Source organism: Pseudomonas sp. TWI923 (assembly GCF_039673365.1).
Classification (GTDB): Bacteria; Pseudomonadota; Gammaproteobacteria; order Pseudomonadales; family Pseudomonadaceae; genus Aquipseudomonas; species Aquipseudomonas sichuanensis.
Genome location: NZ_JBDJLM010000001.1, coordinates 129,806 through 147,581, shown reverse-complemented (window position 1 = coordinate 147,581; position 17,776 = coordinate 129,806). Strand labels below are relative to the sequence as shown.

11 protein-coding genes are annotated in these 17,776 nt (G+C 64.1%); 6 read left to right on the top strand and 5 right to left on the bottom strand.

Annotated features, from left to right (window positions below):
- Positions 1-178: 178 nt before the first annotated feature.
- Complete coding sequence (gene smc / locus ABE459_RS00645; protein ID WP_323828289.1) at positions 179-3,667, bottom strand: chromosome segregation protein SMC; 3,489 nt, start codon at positions 3,665-3,667, stop codon at positions 179-181.
- Between the two features lie 3 nt (positions 3,668-3,670).
- A complete protein-coding gene (locus ABE459_RS00640; protein WP_125464942.1) occupies positions 3,671-4,330 on the bottom strand; it encodes a GntR family transcriptional regulator in 660 nt (219 codons plus the stop codon).
- Positions 4,331-4,600: 270 nt separating this feature from the next.
- Between ABE459_RS00640 and xdhA the strand changes: the two genes are divergently transcribed.
- The 4 genes from xdhA (at position 4,601) to guaD (ending at position 10,761) form a co-directional block, all read left to right on the top strand.
- Positions 4,601-6,055 carry a xanthine dehydrogenase small subunit gene (xdhA, locus tag ABE459_RS00635; RefSeq protein WP_323828291.1) on the top strand — a complete coding sequence of 485 codons (1,455 nt, stop codon included), beginning with the start codon at positions 4,601-4,603 and terminating at the stop codon, positions 6,053-6,055.
- The gene (gene xdhB / locus ABE459_RS00630; RefSeq protein ID WP_258704840.1) at positions 6,048-8,447 is read left to right on the top strand and encodes a xanthine dehydrogenase molybdopterin binding subunit; all 2,400 of its coding nucleotides are present in this window, start codon (positions 6,048-6,050) and stop codon (positions 8,445-8,447) included. The genes xdhA and xdhB overlap by 8 nt, the downstream gene beginning before the upstream one ends.
- Before the next feature lie 152 nt (positions 8,448-8,599).
- On the top strand, positions 8,600-9,445 hold the full coding sequence (gene xdhC, locus ABE459_RS00625) for a xanthine dehydrogenase accessory protein XdhC (protein ID WP_125464945.1): 846 nt from the start codon (positions 8,600-8,602) through the stop codon (positions 9,443-9,445).
- A gap of 11 nt (positions 9,446-9,456) precedes the next feature.
- On the top strand, positions 9,457-10,761 hold the full coding sequence (guaD, locus tag ABE459_RS00620; protein ID WP_125464946.1) for a guanine deaminase: 1,305 nt from the start codon (positions 9,457-9,459) through the stop codon (positions 10,759-10,761).
- A gap of 90 nt (positions 10,762-10,851) precedes the next feature.
- On the opposite strand, the gene aqpZ is transcribed toward guaD, so the two are convergent.
- Together aqpZ and ABE459_RS00610 are read right to left on the bottom strand one after the other, a co-directional pair.
- Positions 10,852-11,550 (bottom strand): aquaporin Z, encoded by a 699-nt coding sequence (aqpZ, locus tag ABE459_RS00615; RefSeq protein WP_125464947.1) that lies wholly within the window; start codon positions 11,548-11,550, stop codon positions 10,852-10,854.
- A 229-nt stretch (positions 11,551-11,779) separates the two neighbouring features.
- Positions 11,780-12,535 (bottom strand): GntR family transcriptional regulator, encoded by a 756-nt coding sequence (locus ABE459_RS00610; RefSeq protein ID WP_110991818.1) that lies wholly within the window; start codon positions 12,533-12,535, stop codon positions 11,780-11,782.
- 355 nt (positions 12,536-12,890) lie between these two features.
- Here ABE459_RS00610 and ABE459_RS00605 point away from each other — a divergent pair, with 355 nt between their 5' ends.
- Entirely contained in the window at positions 12,891-14,240 is a 1,350-nt protein-coding gene (locus tag ABE459_RS00605; protein WP_110991819.1) for an NCS2 family permease, read from the top strand.
- A 161-nt stretch (positions 14,241-14,401) separates the two neighbouring features.
- Entirely contained in the window at positions 14,402-15,238 is an 837-nt protein-coding gene (locus tag ABE459_RS00600) for an RHS repeat-associated core domain-containing protein (RefSeq protein ID WP_323828295.1), read from the top strand.
- Positions 15,239-15,344: 106 nt separating this feature from the next.
- Here the strand turns inward: ABE459_RS00600 and ABE459_RS00595 are convergent, their stop codons facing one another.
- Complete coding sequence (locus ABE459_RS00595) at positions 15,345-17,741, bottom strand: diguanylate cyclase (RefSeq protein WP_323828297.1); 2,397 nt, start codon at positions 17,739-17,741, stop codon at positions 15,345-15,347.
- Between the last annotated feature and the right edge of the window lie 35 nt (positions 17,742-17,776).

Below are 17,776 nucleotides of genomic sequence, written 5' to 3'. Positions count from 1 at the left end.
TGCTTGAAAACAAAGGCTTCAAAGGCCTTTAACACGTGGCGCCAACTCTATGTTCTGACAGGCGTTTTACCCACGCAAAAACAAGTGACGTAAAGCTAGCACGACCAAAGGCAACTTTACACCGTCTGTCGCACCTGCTGCGGATTTTACCTGCTTGATCGCATCCAATCTTCCTTTGTCATGCATCGACCATGGCCAAGGCCTCCTCGACATCCACCGCCACAAGACGTGAACAGCCCGGCTCGTGCATGGTCACCCCCATCAATTGATCGGCCATTTCCATGGCAATCTTGTTGTGGGTGATATAGATGAACTGCACGCTCTCGCTCATTTCCTTCACCAGGCGCGCATAGCGCCCGACGTTGGCGTCGTCCAGCGGTGCATCGACTTCGTCGAGCATGCAGAACGGCGCCGGGTTCAGCTTGAAGATGGCGAACACCAGCGCGAGGGCGGTCAACGCCTTCTCGCCGCCGGACAGCAAATGGATCGTGCTGTTTTTCTTGCCCGGCGGGCGCGCCATGATCGTCACCCCTGTATCGAGTAAATCTTCGCCCGTCAGTTCCAGATAAGCGCTGCCGCCACCGAAAACTTTTGGGAAAAGTGCCTGTAATCCGGCATTTATCTGATCAAAGGTATCCTTGAAGCGGTTGCGGGTTTCCTTGTCGATCTTGCGGATGACGTTTTCCAGGGTCTCCAGCGCTTCGACCAGGTCGGCATTCTGGGCGTCCAGGTAACGCTTGCGCTCGGACTGCTGCTCGTACTCCTCGATGGCCGCCAGGTTGATCGCGCCCAGGCGCTGGATGCGCCCATCGAGCTGCTCCAGTTCCTGTTCGGTGCCCTGCTCGCTGGCGTGTTCATCGAGTGTGGCAAGCACGCCCGGAAGATCGTAGCCGTCGGCCAGCAATTGTTCCTGCAAGGTCTTGCGCCGTACATCCAGGCCCTGGGACTCCAGGCGCTGCTGCTCCAGCTGGCCACGCAACAACTGCGATTGCTGCTCGGCCTGGGTGCGGCGGCGCTCGGCATCGCGCAGTTCACGGTCGGTTTCATCCATGTGCAGGCGGGCCTGGCGCATCTCTTCGTCGACGCTCATGCGCCGCTCAAGCAGTTCTTCGAGCTTGAGGCGCAGTTCTTCCTGGGGCGCCTCACCCTCCTCCAGGTTCAGGCTCAGCTGCTCCTGACGCTCGCTCAGGCGCGCGGCCTGTTGTTCCAGCCGTTCGAGGGCCTGGCGGGTGGAGTCGTGCTGGGCGCGCAGCGAGCCCAGGCGCACGGCCAGTTGATGAGCATGGTCCTTGTGCTGGCGGGCTTCCTGGCGGATACGGTCGAGGCCTTCGCGCAGGCTGTCGCGCCGGGCCATCAGTTGCTCGCGCTGCTCGGTGTCCTGGGCCATCAGGTCGAGGGCGTCCTGCAGCAGCAGGCGCGACTCGCCCAACTGCTCGTGTTCCAGGGCGCGCTGTTCCTGCAGCTCAGCCAGTTCTTCGTGCAGACGCTTACGGCGCAGTTCGAGCTGCTCGGCGCGGGCGCGGCCGGCGGACAGGCGCGCTTTGAGCTCGCCATGCTGGCGGCTCTCATCCTGGCTGCGGCGGCGCAGCTGTTCGCGCTGCTCTTCCAGGTCGAGCTGCTGCTCACGCAGGCGCTGCAACTGCTCATCCAACTGTTCCAGCTGCGCTTGCTGCTCCAGTTGCTCCTGGCCCAGGCGCTCGATTTCCTGGCCACGGGCCAGCACACCACCCTGGGAGTCACCGCCACGGCTGATGCGCAGGAAGTGCTGCCCAACCCAGTAACCGTCGCGGCTGACCAGGCTGTGGCCTTCGGCCAAGGTCGGGCGCAGGGCCAGCGCCTGCTCCAGGCTTTCCACCGGCTTGACCAGGCCAAGCCAGGGCGACAGATCAGTGCGCCCTTCGACCTTGTCGAGCAGGCTGCCGGGAATACTAGTTCCCTTGCCCGCGCTCAGGAGCAGGCGCAGCTCGCCCTGCTCCAGCGCGGCAAATTCGAGGTTGTCGAAGCCTTCCAACAGCACGGCCTGCAAATCGGCACCCAGCACTGTCTCGACCGCCAGTTCCCAGCCGGGCTCGACCCTCAGGCCCTCGGCCAGGCGCGGCTGCTGCTGCAAGCCCTGTCCACGCAACCAGTCGGCGGCGCCAGCGCCCGGCTCCAGCGCAGCTTGCTGCAAGGCTTCCAGGGACGCCAGGCGGCCACCGAGACGCTGCAGGTCGCCTTGCTGTTGCTGCTGCGCCTGGCTGGACTGCTGCAACTGCTCACGCAGCACCTCGAGCCGCTCGACCACCTGCTGCTCCTGCAGTTGCAGCTCTTCAAGCAACAGTTCGCTGCCGAGCACCTGCTCAGCCAGGTCGAGCATTTCAGCATCTTGCGGGTCGGCGACCAGTTGCTCGTCTTCCTCGCCCAGCTTGCGCTGACGCTCGCCCAGGCGCTCCAGGCTGGTTTCAAGCTGGGCCAGGCGCGCCTGCTGCACTTCTGCCTGGCGTCGCGGCTCGGCGGAGCGGGCGTTGAAGCTGTCCCACTGCTCCTGCCAGCCATGCATGCCCAGCTCGGCCTCCTCCAGCGCCGCAGCGGCTTCTTCGGCGGCGGCCAGGGTAAGCTCCTGTTCGGGCTCGAGCATCTGCAACTCTTCACCGAGGGTGGCCAGCAACGTGCGGTCATGGCCCAGGTGCGATTCGGTTTCCAGGCGGGTGCGCTCGGCCTCTTTCAGGTCGTCCTGCAACTGGCGCAGGCGCTGCTGGCCGTGCTGGATACTCTGCTCGACCCGGGCGATATCGCCGGCCACCGAATAGAAGCGGCCCTGCACCTGGTTGAAGCGTTCGGACAATTCGTGATGGCCATCGCGCAGGCGCTCGATGCTGGCATCGGCATTGCGCTGCTCGGCCACCAGGGCCTCGAAGGCGATTTCCTGGTCACCGATGACGCTTTCGCGCTGACGCACGCGATCATCCAGGTCGCGCCAGCGCAGGGCCGCCAGGCGCGCCTTGAGCTGGCGCTCCTGGGCCTTGTATTCACGGTATTTTTCGGCGGCCTGGGCCTGGCGGTGCAGGCGTTCGAGCTGGCGCTCCAGCTCTTCGCGCAGGTCGGTCAGGCGAGCCAGGTTTTCCTGGGTGCGGCGAATACGGTTCTCGGTTTCGCGGCGACGCTCCTTGTACTTGGAGATGCCGGCCGCTTCTTCGATGAAGTTGCGCAGCTCTTCAGGCTTGGCTTCGATCAGCTTGGAGATCATGCCCTGCTCGATGATCGAGTAACTGCGCGGGCCCAGGCCGGTACCGAGGAAAATGTCGGTGATATCGCGGCGGCGGCACTTGGTACCGTTCAGGTAATAAGTGTTCTGCGCGTCGCGGGTGACTTTGCGCCGGATCGAGATCTCGGCGTATGCGGCGTACTCACCCACCAGGGTGTTATCGCTGTTGTCGAACACCAGCTCGATGCTGGCCTGGCTGACCGGCTTACGGCTGGTGGAGCCGTTGAAGATGACGTCGGTCATCGACTCGCCGCGCAGGTTCTTCGCCGAGCTCTCGCCCATCACCCAGCGCACCGCGTCGATGATGTTGGACTTGCCGCAGCCGTTGGGGCCGACCACGGCCGCCATGTTGCTGGGGAAGTTGACCGTGGTCGGGTCGACGAACGACTTGAAACCGGCCAGGCGAATGCACTTCAGGCGCATCGGTCAGATCCGCGCCAAGGCCGCCAGCACCAGCTCGCAGCTGCGCTGGCAATAGGCGGTGAGCACCTCGCGGATGCGTGGCTGGTCACGGGCGACCACGGCTTCGAGCAGGCGGGCGAACAGGTTGAGGTAATCGACCATGTTGGCCTGGCGCTGGTCGAGTGCCAGGTAGTAGGCGCGGCTCATGGCCGGCTGCAGGTTCTCGACGGTTTCCTGCAGATAGGGGTTGTTGGCGAACGGATAAGCGGCGCGCATTACCGCAAAACTGTCGGCGACGAAGGCTTTGATGTCCTGCTTGGCGTGAGCCTGGGTCAGGCGCTGCTGGATTTCCAGGAACGGGCGCAGGTCGGCCTCGGTGCGCCAATGCAGGGCAACGGCATTGCCCAGCAGGATGTAGAACTCGCCCATCAGCGCGCACAGGCTGCGCACGCTGTTTTCGTCGAGCTCTGTCACATGGGCGCCGCGCCGCGGCAGGATCGCCACCAGGTGGCGACGCTCGAGGATCAGCAGCGCCTCGCGCACCGAACCACGGCTGACGTTGAGGGCCTGGGTGACCTTCTGCTCCTGGATGCGCTCGCCGGGCGCGAGTTCGCCGCGGATGATCCGCTCGGCCAGGTAGTGGGCAATTTGCTCGGAGAGGCTGTCCGGCGCCTTGAACGTCATGGTTTTCCTTCGAAATCAGATCGCTGTGCACAAGCGCGCGATTGTAGCGCACTTGCCCGGCGCTCGCGCAGGGGGGATCGCGTGCTTTGTGCGACTGCCCGGTCAACCCTGTTGCCCGGCGCGAACTATGCTTGAGAAAGGTTCCTTGAGGCGGTTCGGCCGTGGCGCAGGCAATTTCTTGACCTTTGAGTCAGAAAATTATTGACCAAGAGGTCAGCCCTTGCTTAGAGTCCGCCCGAACAACAATAAAACCATTGCGAGGCCCTCCCCGTGATCCAGTTTCTCGTCAACCAGGAGCTGCGCAACGAGCACGCCCTGGACCCGAACATGACGGTGCTGCAGTACCTGCGTGAGCACCTGGGCAAACCCGGCACCAAGGAAGGCTGCGCCAGCGGCGACTGCGGCGCCTGCACCGTGGTCGTCGGCGAACTCGTCGCCGACGAACTGGGCAGTGACAGCATCCGCTACCGCAGCCTCAACTCGTGCCTGACGTTTGTCTCTTCCCTTCACGGTAAACAGCTGATCAGCGTAGAAGGCCTCAAACACCAGGGCGAACTGCACAGCGTTCAGAAAGCCATGGCCGATTGCCACGGCTCGCAGTGCGGTTTCTGCACCCCCGGTTTCGTCATGTCGCTGTTCGCCCTGCAGAAAAACAGCGAAGGCCACGACCTGCACCAGGCCCAGGAAGCCCTGGCCGGCAACCTCTGCCGCTGCACCGGTTACCGGCCGATCCTCGACGCCGCCGAGCAGAGCTGCGCCCGCCCCTGCCGCGACCAGTTCGACGCGCAGCAGGCGCAGACCATCGCCCGCCTCAAGGCCATCGCCCCGCAACAGACCGGTGAACTCAACAGCGGCGACAAGCGCTGCCTGGTCCCTCTGACCGTGGCCGACCTGGCCGACCTCTACAGCTCGCACCCCGAGGCGCGCCTGCTGGCCGGTGGTACCGACCTGGCACTGGAGGTCACCCAGTTCCACCGCACCCTGCCGGTGATGATCTACGTCGGCCATGTTGCCGAACTCAAGCGTATCGAAAAGACCGCCACCCACCTGGAAATCGGCGCCGCCACCCCGCTGACCGACTGCTACACCGCCCTGAACGAGGAGTACTCCGACTTCGGCGAGCTGCTGCACCGCTTCGCTTCGCTGCAGATCCGCAACCAGGGCACCCTGGGCGGCAACATCGGCAACGCCTCGCCGATCGGCGACTCGCCGCCCCTGCTGATCGCCCTGGATGCGCAGATCGTCCTGCGCCAGGGCGAGCGCCAGCGTACCCTGGCCCTGGAAGACTACTTCATCGACTACCGCATCACTGCCCGTCAGGACAGCGAGTTCATCGAGAAGATCATCGTCCCCCGTGCCACCAGCGACTGGGCGTTCCGCGCCTACAAGGTGTCCAAGCGCCTGGATGACGACATTTCCGCGGTGTGCGCGGCGTTCAACCTGAGCATCGAGAACGGTGTGGTCAGTGGCGTACGCGTGGCTTTCGGCGGCATGGCCGCGATCCCCAAGCGCGCCCGCGCCTGCGAAGCCGCCCTGCGCGGCAAGCCGTGGAACCAGGCCACCGTCGAGCGCGCCTGCCAGGCCCTGGCCGAAGACTTCACCCCGCTCAGCGACTTCCGCGCCAGCCGCGAGTATCGCCTGCTGACCGCGCAGAACCTGCTGCGCAAGTACTTCATCGAACTGCAATCGCCGCACATCGAAACCCGGGTGACCGACTATGTCTAACCATCACGCCGTCAAGAGCCAGGCCGAGATGGCCGCACTGTTCAGCCAGGACCTGACCACCGGGGTTGGCCGCAGCCTCAAGCACGACAGCGCCGACAAGCATGTGGCGGGCGAAGCGGTGTATATCGACGACCGCCTGGAGTTCCCCAACCAGCTGCACGTCTATGCGCGCACCGCTGACCGTGCCCATGCGCGGATCCTGAGCATCGATACCACGCCGTGCTACCAGTTCGAAGGCGTGCGCATCGCCATCACCCATGAAGACATTCCGGGCCTGAAGGACATCGGCCCGGTGGTGGCTGGCGACCCGCTGCTGGCCATCGACAAGGTCGAGTTCTTCGGCCAGCCAGTGCTCGCCGTCGCCGCCCGCGATCTGGAAACCGCACGCCGCGCGGCCATGGCCGCGATCATCGAATACGAAGACCTGGAGCCGGTGCTCGACGTGGTCGAGGCCCTGCGCAAGAAGCACTTCGTGCTCGACAGCCACACCCACCAGCGCGGCGACTCGGCCAGCGCCCTGGCCAGCGCCCCGCACCGTATCCAGGGCACCCTGCACATCGGTGGCCAGGAGCACTTCTACCTGGAAACCCAGATCAGCTCGGTGATGCCCGCCGAAGACGGCGGCATGATCGTGTTCTGCTCCACCCAGAACCCCACCGAAGTGCAGAAGCTGGTGGCCGAAGTGCTCGACGTGCCGATGCACAAGATCGTCGTCGACATGCGCCGCATGGGTGGCGGCTTCGGCGGCAAGGAAACCCAGGCCGCCAGCCCCGCGTGCCTGTGCGCGGTGATCGCGCGCCTGACCGGCCAGCCGACCAAGATGCGCCTGCCACGGGTCGAAGACATGACCATGACTGGCAAGCGTCACCCGTTCTACGTCGAGTACGACGTGGGCTTCGACGACAGCGGCCGCCTGCACGGCATCAACTTCGACCTGGCCGGCAACTGCGGCTACTCGCCGGACCTTTCCGGTTCGATCGTCGACCGCGCCATGTTCCACTCCGACAACGCCTACTACCTGGGCGATGCCACGGTGCATGGCCACCGCTGCAAGACCAACACCGCCTCCAACACCGCCTACCGCGGCTTCGGCGGCCCACAGGGGATGGTCGCCATCGAGCAGGTGATGGACCATATCGCTCGCCATCTGGCGCTCGACCCGCTGGCGGTGCGCAAGGCCAACTACTACGGCAAGACCGAACGCAACGTCACCCACTACTACCAGACCGTCGAGCACAACATGCTCGAGGAGATGACCGCAGAGCTCGAGGCCAGCAGCGACTACCATGAGCGCCGCGAGTCGATCCGCCGTTTCAACGCCAACAGCCCGGTGCTGAAAAAAGGCCTGGCGCTGACCCCGGTCAAGTTCGGCATTTCGTTCACCGCCACCTTCCTCAACCAGGCCGGCGCGCTGATCCACATCTACACCGACGGCAGTATCCACCTGAACCACGGCGGTACCGAGATGGGCCAGGGCCTGAACACCAAGGTTGCCCAAGTGGTGGCAGAAGTGTTCCAGGTGGATTTCAACCGCATCCAGATCACCGCCACCAACACCGACAAGGTGCCCAACACCTCGCCGACCGCCGCGTCCAGCGGCGCCGACCTGAACGGCAAGGCCGCGCAGAACGCCGCCGAGATCCTCAAGAAGCGCCTGACCGAGTTCGCCGCGCGGCATTACAACGTCACCGAGGAAGACATCGAATTCCGCAACGGCCATGTGCGCGCCCGCGACCAGATCGTCAGCTTCGAGCAACTGGTGCAGCAGGCTTACTTCGCCCAGGTTTCGCTGTCGACCACCGGGTTCTACCGCACGCCGAAGATTTTCTACGACCGCAGCCAGGCACGCGGCCGGCCGTTCTACTACTTCGCCTTTGGCGCCGCCTGCGTCGAGGTGGTGGTGGACACCCTGACCGGGGAATACAAGATGCTGCGCGCCGACATTCTGCATGACGTGGGCGACTCGCTGAACCCGGCCATCGATATCGGCCAGGTCGAGGGCGGCTTCGTCCAGGGTATGGGCTGGCTGACCACCGAAGAACTGGTGTGGAACGCCAAGGGCAAGCTGATGACCAATGGCCCGGCCAGCTACAAGATCCCGGCGGTTGCCGATATGCCGATCGACTTGCGCGTGAAGCTGGTGGAAAACCGCAAGAACCCCGAGGACACGGTGTTCCATTCCAAGGCCGTGGGCGAGCCACCCTTCATGCTCGGCATCGCCGCCTGGTGCGCGATCAAGGACGCGGTGGCGAGCATCGCCGACTACCGCGTGCAGCCGAACATCGACGCGCCGTCGACGCCGGAGCGGGTGCTGTGGGGCTGCGAGCAGATGCGCAAGGCGGTGGCTGCGCAGCAGCCTGTGGAGCAGGAACTGGAACCCGTGACGCACTGACAGCGCGCCCCCTCTGTAGGAGCGGCCTTGTGTCGCGAAAGGGTCGCGCAGCGGCCCCAGGATCTGTGTAGCAATGGAGATTTCTGGGGCCGCTACGCAGCCCTTTCGCGACACAAGGCCGCTCCTACAGGGAACCGAGGAGGATTGAAGACATGCACCAATGGATCAACGCCCTCGCCGACCACCAAGCCCGCGGCGAACCCTGCGTGCTGGTGACCATCATCGAAGAACGCGGCTCCACCCCGCGCAACGCAGGCTCGAAGATGGTCGTCAGCGCCAGCGCGCTGTACGACACCATTGGCGGTGGCCACCTGGAATTCAAGGCGCTGCACATCGCCCGACAAATGCTCGAGGAGCACCGCTACACGCCACACCTGGAGCGTTTCAGCCTGGGTGCCAGCCTCGGCCAGTGCTGCGGCGGTGCCACGGTGCTGTTGTTCGAACCGATGAGCGGCGTGCAGGCACAGATCGCCGTGTTCGGCGCAGGCCATGTCGGCCGGGCTCTGGTACCCTTGCTCGCCGCGCTGCCCTGCCGGGTGCGCTGGATCGATTCGCGCGAACAGGAATTCCCCGAGCACATCCCCAGCGGGGTGAGCAAGATCGTCAGCGAGGAGCCGGTCGACGAAGTCGCGGACCTGCCGCCAGGCAGCTACTGCATCGTCATGACCCACAACCACCAGCTGGATCTGGAACTGACCGCCGCCATTCTCAAACGCAATGATTTCACCTGGTTCGGCCTGATCGGCTCGAAGACCAAACGGGCCAAGTTCGAGCACCGCCTGCGCGAACGCGGCTACGAAGACGCACTGATGGCGCGGATGCGCTGCCCGATGGGCCTGGCCGAAGTGAAGGGCAAGCTGCCGATCGAGATCGCCGTGTCCATCGCCGCCGAAATCATTGCCACCTACAACGCCTGTTTCGGCCAGCACGACAGTGCCGCCAACGCAGGCCAGATCACCCAGTTGCTGCCGCCTTCCCGGCGCAGCCAGACCCTTTGACGAGCGTATTCATGACCGCAACCCGCAAAGCCTACCGAGCCGCCATCCTGCACAGCATCGCCGACCCCGCCGAGGTCGGCCTGGAAGCCTCCCAGGAATACTACGAGGATGGCCTGCTGGTAATCGACAACGGCCGCATCAAGGCCCTCGGCCACGCCAGCGAGCTGCTGCCGACGCTTGAGGCCGACATCGAGGTGGTGCACTACCAGGATGCCCTGATCACCCCGGGCTTCATCGACACCCATATCCACTTCCCGCAGACCGGCATGATCGGTTCCTACGGCGAACAGCTGCTGGACTGGCTGAACACCTACACCTTCCCCTGCGAGAAGCAGTTCGCCGACAAGGCCCATGCCGACAAGGTGGCGAAGATCTTCCTCCAGGAGCTGCTGCGCAACGGCACCACCACCGCCCTGGTGTTCGGCAGCGTGCACCCCGAGTCGGTCAACGCCCTGTTCGAAGAAGCCGAGCGCCTGGACCTGCGCCTGATCGCCGGCAAGGTGATGATGGACCGCAACGCCCCCGACTACCTGACCGACACCGCCGAATCCGGCTATACGCAGAGCAAGGCGCTGATCGAGCGCTGGCACGGCAAGGGCCGCCTGCATTACGCGGTCACGCCGCGCTTCGCCCCCACCAGCACCCCTGAACAACTGGCCCTGGCCGGCCAGTTGCTCAAGGAGCACCCGGGCGTGTACATGCACACCCACCTGTCCGAGAACCTCAAGGAAATCGAGTGGGTGAAGGCGCTGTTCCCCGAGCAGAATGGCTACCTGGATGTCTACGACCACTTCGAGCTGCTCGGCGAGCGCTCGGTGTTCGCCCACGGCGTGCACCTGTGCGACGACGAATGCAAGCGCCTGGCGGAAACCGGCTCGGCCATCGCCTTCTGCCCGACCTCCAACCTGTTCCTGGGCAGCGGCCTGTTCAACCTGCCCCAGGCCGAGCGTTTCAAGGTCAATGTGGGCCTGGGCACCGACGTGGGCGCCGGCACCAGCTTCTCGCTGCTCAACACCCTCAACGAGGCGTACAAGGTGATGCAGCTGCAGGGCGCGCGCCTGCACCCGTTCAAGTCGCTGTACCTGGCCACCCTCGGCGGCGCCCGGGCACTGCGCCTGGACGACCGGATCGGCAGCCTGCGCCCGGGCAACGATGCCGACTTCGTGGTGCTCGACTACAAGGCCACGCCGCTGCTGGACTACCGCATCCAGCAGTCCAACAGCATCGAGGAAACCCTGTTCGTGCTGACCACCCTGGGCGATGACCGCACCGTGCGTGAAACCTACGCCGCCGGGCGTTGCGTGCACCAGCGCTGAGGCAAGCAGCCCGTCATCGCGGGGCAAGCCCTCTCCCACGCGTTATTACTGTGGGAGCGGGCTTGCCCCGCGATGAATCGTTGCCTGGCGCTAAGGTTGTTTTGCCAGCCCCCGGTACAGCGCACCGCCGATCGCCGCCCCAATCAGCGGCGCCAGCCAGAACAGCCACAGCTGCTGCAGCGCCCAGCCGCCGACGAACAAGGCCGGCCCGGTGCTGCGCGCCGGGTTGACCGAGGTATTGGTGACGGGAATCGAGATCAGGTGGATCAGGGTCAGCGCCAGGCCAATGGCAATCGGTGCAAAGCCGGCCGGTGCCCGGGCATCGGTGGCGCCCATGATGATCACCAGGAACATCGCGGTCATCACCACCTCACTGGTGAAGCCTGCCGCCAGGGTGTAGCCGCCCGGTGAATGCTCGCCATAGCCGTTCGAGGCCAGGCCGCTGGCCAGTTCGAAGCCAGCCTTGCCACTGGCGATGAAATAGATCACCGCTGCGGCCAGGATGGCGCCGATCACCTGGGCGATCACATAGGGCAGCAGTTCTTTTGCCGGGAACCGCCCGCCCACCACCAACCCGAATGACACCGCCGGGTTGAGGTGACAACCAGAGATATGGCCAATGGCGAACGCCATGGTCAGGACAGTCAGGCCAAACGCGAAGGCGACACCGAGAACACCGATGCCGACAGGTGAGCTGGCGGCCAGTACCGCGCTGCCGCAACCACCCAGCACCAGCCAGAAAGTGCCGACCAGTTCGGCACCCATGCGTACACCGAGGGACGTAGTCATGAACCTCTCCTCAAGCCATTGGACGCAACGTTTTGCGCAAGCCCAACCACATTGAAAAGGGGTTTGCAACTAGTAAATCTATCAGGGATCCGGCAGAAGGCCAGTCACGAAAAAAGGCCCATTCGCGGGCAATCCCGCTCCCCAGGTACGCTGACTTGCTCGAAGGCAACGACATTCCTGTGGGAGTGGGTTTACCCGCGAAAGGGCCTTGGACTATGCAGGCAAACGATCAACCCTTGGCGGTGGCCTTGGGCTTTTTCAGCAGATGCGAGAACACTGCATGCAGGTCGTCCGACGCGCTCTCCTCGTCGAGGTTGAGCTTGCTGTCGATATGGTCCATGTGATGCATCATCAGGCTTACCGCCTGCTGGGCATCACGGGCCTCGATGGCGTCGATCAGTTGCATGTGCTCGTCGTAGGAGCAGTGCGAGCGGTTGCCGCTTTCATACTGGGCGATGATCAGCGAGGTCTGCGACACCAGGCTGCGCTGGAAGCTCACCAGCGGGGCATTGCCTGCGGCTTCGGCCAGCTTGAGGTGGAATTCGCCGGAAAGGCGGATGCCGGCGCCGCGGTCGCCACGGGAGAAGCTGTCACGCTCTTCGCGCACCATCTGACGCAATTCGTTGAGCTGCTCGAGGGTGGCGTGCTGCACGGCCAGCTCGGTGATTGCACGCTCGACCATGCGCCGCGAGAAGAACACCTGGCGCGCTTCTTCCACCGTGGGGCTTGCCACTACCGCGCCGCGGTTGGGCCGCAGCAGCACCACGCTTTCATGGGCCAGGCGCGACAGCGCACGGCGGATGATGGTACGGCTGACGCCGAAGATCTCGCCCAGTGCCTCCTCGCTCAACTTGGTGCCCGGCGCCAGGCGCTGCTCGAGGATCGCCTCGAAGATGTGCGCGTAGACGATGTCGTCCTGGGTACCGCTGCGGCCGGCCTTGCCAGTGCGCACAGGTTTTTTCAGAGGTTGCAGCTGTTCGTTCATGGGCTCTCGAGCACAAGGGATCTGCCAGTCGGACCGTGACTGTACTACCTGTCAGCGGGTGGAGGGCAAGTCCTGGAAGTAGGTGGTGGACCAAGGTATGGCGCCATTGTACACAGGCTGACCCGATTCTGCAGGGGGCCTTTAACCTATATAGCCGTTGTACGGCAGTTTGTGCGCACAAAAGATAAAACATTATTTGCATTCTTTGTACACAAAAGCATAATCCTGCGAGCAACTTCCTGACCCGTAAGTCAACAAAATGGTCGGACGTCTGCCACACCCCCTCGCGGAGCCCCCAAGTGCATTGCTCAGGACCAGGCTTCGAACAACAAGAAAGACTTGAGGAGTACTCGCTGTGGAAAGCCGCAAATCCGAAGCCCCTACGCTGGATATCGCTGCGCCGCCCGAAACGGGTTGGCTGGAGCGGATTTTCAAACTCAAGCGACATGGCACAACCGTCCGCACCGAACTGATAGCCGGGGTGACCACCTTCATCACCATGGCCTACATCATCTTCGTCAACCCCAACATCATGGCCGACGCCGGCATCGATCACGGGGCGGCCTTCGTCGCCACCTGCATCGCCGCGGCGCTGGGCTGCCTGCTGATGGGCCTGTACGCCAACTGGCCGGTGGGCCTTGCGCCCGGCATGGGCCTCAACGCCTTCTTCACCTACACCGTGGTCGGCACCATGGGCTACACCTGGCAGGCCGCGCTGGGTGCGGTGTTCATCTCGGGCGTGCTGTTCATGTTCCTCACCCTGTCACGGGTGCGCGAGTGGCTGCTCAACAGCATCCCGGTGAGCCTGCGCCATGCCATGGGGGCCGGCGTCGGATTGTTCCTCGGGCTGATCGGCCTGAAAACCGCAGGCATCGTCGTCGACAGCCCGGCCACCCTGATCAAGCTCGGCTCGCTGCATGAGCCCGGCCCGCTGCTGGCGGCCGTGTGCTTCCTGATGATCGCGATCCTCAGCTACAAACGGGTGTTCGGGGCGATCCTCATCAGCATCATCAGCGTCACCCTGGCCGGCTGGGGCCTGGGGCTGGTCAAGTTCGGCGGGGTGATGTCGATGCCACCGAGCCTGGCGCCGACCTGGATGGCGATGGATGTGGCGGGCGTGTTCAACGTCAGCATGATCAGCGTGGTCTTCGCCTTCCTGTTCGTGCACATGTTCGACACCGCCGGCACCCTGATGGGCGTCGCCCAGCGCGCCGGCCTGGTAGCGGCCGACGGGCGCATTGAGAACCTGTCGCGGGCGCTGAAGGCCGACAGTGCCTCCAGCGTGTTCGGTGCCGCGGTGGGCGTGCCGCCGGTCACCAGCTACGTGGAGAGCGCCGCAGGCGTCGCCGCCGGTGGCCGCACCGGCCTGACAGCCGTGGTGGTCGGCCTGCTGTTCGTCGCTGCGATGTTCTTCGCACCGCTGGCGGGCATGATCCCGGCCTATGCCACCGCCGGTGCGCTGATCTATGTGGCGATGCTGATGATGGGCAGCATGGCGCATATCGAATGGGACGAAGCCACCGACAGCATCCCGGCGATCGTCACGGTGATCATGATGCCGCTGACCTTCTCGGTCGCTGACGGCATCGCCCTGGGCTTCATCAGCTATGTGGCACTGAAGGCAGGTACCGGCAAGTTGAAGGAAGTTTCGCCGAGCCTGTGGGTACTCAGCGTGATCTTCATCGCCAAGTTCGTGTTCCTGTAGCGCATCAGGTGCATGGCCTGGCGACAGCGCCAGGCCATGGCACGGCTGCCGGTCTGCACCCGCCCCCGACTTGAGCGCGACCACCTGTCAATTCTGCCAGTTGCTGTCTGAGCCGAGCCCGCCCACCATAAACAGGTCGCCGCCCTGCCGCTGGAAAAATCATGCCAACCTATCGCACCGATCGCACAGCACTTGCAACTGGACTGGTGGTCCATCTTCTGTCAATCGACGAGCTGCACTCGCCGCTCATGGCCGTCAGCACATCGGGTAAACAAACAAAGGCTTATTTGCCCTACGGTTTCTCGCCTGCCCTGCAAGCAACCGGAGGTCGGATGGGCTTTAACGGCCAATACGCAGAACCCATGACCGGACACTATCTGCTGGGTAACGGCCACAGAGCTTATAACCCGTCATTGATGTGTTTTCTCAGCTCGGACAGATCCAGCCCGTTCGACGGCGGGGGGGTCAATACTTACAGCTACTGTCAGCGGGACCCGATCAACCATAGCGATCCAAGCGGACGCGTGCGTGAGAACAAACCCTCACCCTTGAATTTTCTTGCCGGCATGCATAAAGCTGCCAAGCAGATGATGTTCCCGGGCAACAAACCTGTGAGCGAGTCTTCAGCTCCAAGGCAGAGAATTGACAACGAGGTGGTACCTGATTCCATGTTCAATCAGGGATTGATAACCGTGAACAGATCTTTGGCAACCCACGATAACCAAGCTATATCCCCACGCAAGGCGGACCATTACGTCGCTCTTGCCAACTCTGAGCTGAGCAATTCGTCGAAGTTCTTCGAGTCCTCTTTTCAGTGGAGCAAGAGAACGGTGGAAAACCCCTCGCCCAACAGAGCGACAGGGGCTATCTTCAACTTTTTAGGCGCGTTCCTTGGCGGGGCAGAAGACCATAGGGGGCGGAAAACCGGTAGAGAGATTCAAGGGCCCTGGGAGTCTGCGCCATCAGAGACTCAAGCCAGTTTACGCCGAGAGAACTGAAATGCCGCGATGCTTGAGCGAACAGCAGCTCAAACGGTGGTACGCAATCACGGACACCTGATCGACATCGTCTTCGATCGACTGTTGCCCTGCCGAACAACAACCGTCATGGCAACTCCGCCTCCACCCTGTCCCGCCCCCCTTGCTTGGCAGCGTAGACGCCCGCATCCGCTCGCAACAGCAGTGCGTCGGCGCCCTCGCCATCGCGCCATCCGGCCACGCCAAAGCTCGCCGTCACCCGCCCGACACCTTCCACCGGCACGCTGCGCACCCCCTGCCACAACTCCAGCGCCAGCAACCGCGCCTGCTCGGCATTGCTGCCCGGGCACAGCACCATGAACTCCTCGCCGCCCAATCGGCAGAACACATCGGTACGCCGCAAACGCTGGCTGATCCGCTGGCACAGGCTGCGCAGCACCAGGTCGCCCACCGCGTGGCCGAACTGGTCGTTGATCCGTTTGAAATGGTCGATATCGAGCATGATCACCGCCAGATCCAGCCCGTCCCGCTGGGCACGGTCGAGCTCATTGCGCAGGCGCTCCTGGAAATAGCGGCGGTTGTGGATACCGGTAAGGGAATCGGTGATCGACAAGGCGCGCAGCTCCTCCTCCACCCGCTTAAGGTCGGAGATATCGGTCAGGTAGCCATGCCAGAGGGTGCAACCGTGGTCGCCGATTTCCGGCGTTGCCTCGCCGCGCACCCAGCGCAGGCCGGCCCGGGGCAAGCACACCCGGTACTCCTCGCGCCAGGGTGTCAGGTGCTCGGCGGAATACCGCACCGAACGCCGCACCCGCTCCAGATCATCTGGGTGGATGCGCTCGAACACCACCGTGGCGTCCTGTTGCAGCAGCGCCAGGTCGACTTCGTAGATGTCGTGCAGGCCTTGGCTTGCATAAGGGAAACACGAGCGCCCGTCGGCATCCAGGCGGTACTGGTAGATGCCGCCGGGCACCTCGGCACTGAGCTTCTCCAGCAATCGATCGCGCGCTGCCAGCGCCTCGTGCACTCGACGCCGCTCGGTGACGTCGATGCAGATCGCCAGGTAGCCCACCCACAACCCCTGCTCATCGAGCACCGCAGTCACCAGCATATTGGCCAGCAGGTGGCTGCCATCCTTGCGCACCAGGGTCCACTCGCCGGGCTCCGCGCCGCCCTCCTGCACGGTCTCGGCGAACATCGCCTGGCCCGCGCCAACCTCGCGCCCATAACGCAGGCTCAGGGCATGGGCGCGACGATGCAGCTCTTCGGGCTGCACCAGGTCCTCGAGGGTGAGCACGCCCAGCGCTTCCTCCGCCGAATAACCAAGCAGGCGTTCGGCACCGGCATTGAAAGTACCGATCACGCCCTTGAGGCTGGTGGCGATGATCGCCACCTGAGTCGCGGCGTCGAGCACACTGCGCAGCTGGTTGTGGGTTTCACGCAACGACTGCTCGCTGATGCGCAGCTCAGTGGTACGCCGGGCCACCAGATCAAGGGCACGCTGGCGCTGGCTGAACAGGCTGTAGAGCAAGGTCGCCAGCAACAGGCTGAGCAAACCGCCGAGCAGGCCGACCACCTGCACCGCCGCCGAGCGGTTGGCGGCCATGAAATCCACGCTGGGACGGATGTCGAGTTGATAGTGGTGATCGGCCAGGTGCAACAGGTGGGTACTGGCCAGGGCCATGCGCGCCATCTGGTTGCCAGAGTCGAACAGCACCTCGTGGCCAGCGTCGGTGGACAGATCGAGGATCCGCACCACCAGGTTGTCGTCCGCCACCGTCGGCAAGCTCTCGACGACCAACTGCCGCAGGCTGAGCAGCGCCATGACATAGCCGCTGGGCGGGCTACCGGCCGGCGCCGATTCGGCGAACACCGGCGCCACCATCAGCAGGCCACGGCTGTAGGCCGGATCGACGCTGAGCATGTCCAGCGGCTCGGACACCGCCATGCTGCCGGGGGCCATGGCCCTGGCCAGGGTCGCCGCGCGTTTCGGCTGGCCGAGCAGGTCCAGGCCATAGGGCTGCCCCTGCTGGCTGGAAGCCTGGTTGTACAGCACCGGGTAGTAGTGATCGCGCGCGGGGGCCGCCTGCCAGCCGCCTTGCGCGCCCTGGTCACGGATCTGGTAGCGCTGCGCGAGCAAATCGCTGGCGCGCTGCTCGAAGGCTTCACGCTGCCCTGCTTCCACCCGCGGCGCCCAGGAATAGGCCTGGGTGCGGTGCAGCAGCGGGCGGGCATAGCCGTCGAACTCGCGGGGGGTGATTTCGTTGGAGAAGTCGAAGAACCGGCGCAGGCCACCCAGGCGCTGCTCCTGTTCCTGGAAACGCTCGGCGATGCGGCTGTAGCGCTCGCCGGCCAGCAGTTCGAAGCGTTGGCGCAACTGCTGCTTGTAGAAGCTCTGGGTGGCAATGGCCAATGCAGCCGTGAGCAGGCCGCCGGCGACCAACGCCGCCAGGGCCACGCCCCAGGCCGACAGCTCGTCACCGAGCAGGCCAAACCACTTCGCAGGTACACCCGCATTCGCCATAAAGGACTCTCTAAAACATCAGCGTCCTGCGAATG